The organism is Mycolicibacterium arcueilense, from assembly GCF_058536225.1.
The window spans coordinates 349-1714 of record NZ_JBZTYL010000008.1 but is presented as its reverse complement, the minus strand read 5'-3'; the positions used below and the strand labels follow the sequence as shown (position 1 = coordinate 1714).

The 1366-nt window shown below is 66.6% G+C and carries 1 protein-coding gene; it reads right to left on the bottom strand.

All coding sequences use genetic code 11. The features are described 5' to 3' along the window. Positions 1–73: 73 nt before the first annotated feature. The coding region (locus AC4LGL_RS14555) for an IS1380 family transposase (RefSeq protein WP_491839376.1) at positions 74–1366 on the bottom strand (1293 nt) is incomplete at its 5' end.

Sequence of the window (1366 nt, the reverse complement as noted above, 5' to 3'; positions counted from 1 at the left end):
GTCGCGGGCAGGGGGTATCTGCTGGTCTGTCCAGCTGTTCCTGTGCGCTCCGGTCGGGCCTTTCGGCATATGGTCAGGTGGTGGCGATTTCTGGTGGGCTGTAGCCGATGGTGTTGCGCCACAACGTGAGCCAGTGCTCTGTCCAGGGCCAGTGCGCTGGTAGGTGCAGGATAGGTTGGCGTTGCGGACGGGCCAGGCGGGCCGGGATAGTGATTATCTTGCGGCGCAGTGTCGCCCCGCGGGCGACCGCGTGGGCACCTCCGGCCAGCACACCGGCGGCGCGCAGCAGATTGTGGGCGATGGCGGCGCACAGGATCCAGGCCGAGTTCGCGCCGAACCGCCCCGAGGGCATGTGCGCCAAAGGTCCGTCGATGAGGTCGGCGAACACGGTTTCGATGATGGCGTGGCGGCGATGAGTGATGTCAGCGGCGTCGACGGGTTCGTCGGAATTGGTGAAGAACGGGTGGTACCGCCACACCGGAAACAGCGCATCGAGGAACCGCGCGTCTTTGACCCGGCGCACGACCAACCGGGCGGTCACCGGAGTCTTGGTGGAACCGAAGGCTGTGTAGGTGGTTTCGGCGACTTCGGCATCGGAGATCCAGGCGCCGGTGTCGGGGTCACGCACAGCACCGGGATAGTTCACCGGGGTCCACGCGGTCTCGGGAATTGCGTCAATGGCGGCGGCAACTGCGGCGGTCTTGGTCAGCACCAGCGAGAACCGGACACCTGCTCGGTGGCAGGCGGTGACCACGGTGCTATTGCCGTAGGCCGAATCGCCACGCACCAGGATCTGCCCGGTGACCCCGGCAGCACGGGCGGTAGCGGCCGCTTGAGCGATCATGCGGGCTGCGCCCTTGCCGGAGTTGGCCTTGCCCGCCCGCAACCTCGCCCCGGCGATCACCGGCGCACCGTGGTCGGTGCTGATCGTGGTGATCAACGGTGAGAGGCCTTTGCGCAGGATCTGCCTGCCGGCGATCTTGGTGTGTCCGTAGCTGGCGCCCTGCTTGGCGTGCCCGTAGACCGGGCGTAGTAGTGAGTCGATGTCGATGAACGCCCGTCCGTCGGCGCCGGGCAACAGATCGACACGCCCGCACAGCGCGGCCAGGTGTTCGCGCAGGACAGATTCGAGCTGGCGGGCATGCCCGAAGGTGAACTCCCGCAATAAGGTTCCGATCGTCGACGGGGCGTACACACCACCGAAGAGGGTCTTCATCCCACCCGAGCGCACAACGTCTAGGTCATCAATGCTGTCGGCGCCGGCGCACATCCCGGCGATCACCGTGGCCAGCTTCGGTGCCGGATGGGCCGCGGCCGAACGGATCCGCTCACAGGTGAACCGGATCTTGTCGGCCAATAGCTGCGA